Raw genomic sequence first — 1,084 nt, 5'->3', positions numbered from 1 at the left:
AAGCCCGGTTTGCCCGATTACTTGCTTTCTGTTCGCTTCCCGTGGAGTGGCAGTTACGGATTCATTGTATTCTTTTAGGAGAATCGCAATTATTTTGATATGGAGTAATTTGGTTAATCAACAGGCCTGGTCCGCTATTTTACTCGAAAAAAAAGGGGATAGAGAACTTGCATTATCCCAACTTCACGAATATTTGCAAATTTGCAATAGTCATACGTTGCTGCATGTCATCAATCAACTGATAATGATTTATTTAGAGTCTCAAAATTTATCTCCCATCGAAAGGGATGCCTTGTTACAGGCATCCTTTTTTAAATGTAGTATTTTGTCGAATTTTTCCTTATAGGGGAAATAACCGGATACAAGGAAAATCATGATATAGTGAACGACGAAAGATACTACATTTAGGTATGGAGGTAATCAAGCCATGAAGAAGTTTTGTTTACTTGCACTCGTATTTTTATTGCTTGTCGTTCAAGGAAATGTCGTTGCTGCACGGGATCTCGGTCAGAAAGCACAGGAAATGACCTATCTTGATAGGCTTGACATGAAGCACGCCTATAAGCAAAGATTAGCTTATCCTACGGTTGAGAATGTGTTAGTATTGTCACAAATGTTTGACGTCTTGCCAAGTTGGGTCCAGAGTGAGCTAGCCAAGGGATATCTGCTTACGGATATTTATGAGGGCTTACGGGAAAGACAACAAGGCGGTTCTTATGAAAGCTTTATGGCGTTGCGTTATAAGGGCGCCTTTGAATTAAAACAGAGACAAAAGCGAGTGGCACCGGTAGTGGTTGCTGCTGTACGTGCTGCTCCCGTCGTGGTCAGCGCTGCACGTGCGGCTGCTCCCGCAATAGTTAAGACCGCGAGAACGGCTTCAACCGCTGCCGTTAATGCGACGAAGGCGACCGTATCCTATGTAAAGGACGTCGGAAAATCAGCTTCATCCTATATCAATAACGTTGCCAAATCAACCAAAGAGTTTTTTACGGGTCCGTCTCAGCCCGCTCAATCGACGGTTCAAGTTACTTCTTCTATTAATAAGAGTAATAACCTGGTACGAAATGCTGAAAAATTATCGAAA

The 1,084-nt window shown here is 42.3% G+C and carries 1 protein-coding gene and 1 pseudogene; both read left to right on the top strand.

Features of this window, described 5'->3' with window-relative positions; all coding sequences use genetic code 11:
- A pseudogene (locus PPOP_RS24035) lies at positions 1–346 on the top strand (hypothetical protein); the annotation flags it as partial.
- Between the two features lie 81 nt (positions 347–427).
- Positions 428–1,084: hypothetical protein (locus PPOP_RS08360; protein ID WP_006285770.1), on the top strand; the 657-nt coding region annotated here is incomplete at its 3' end.

Origin of the sequence: Paenibacillus popilliae ATCC 14706 (genome assembly GCF_000315235.1) — a bacterium.
GTDB lineage: Bacteria > Bacillota > Bacilli > Paenibacillales > Paenibacillaceae > Paenibacillus_B > Paenibacillus_B popilliae.
Note: the sequence above shows the minus strand (reverse complement) of the source record. Positions and strands in the feature narration are given on the sequence as shown.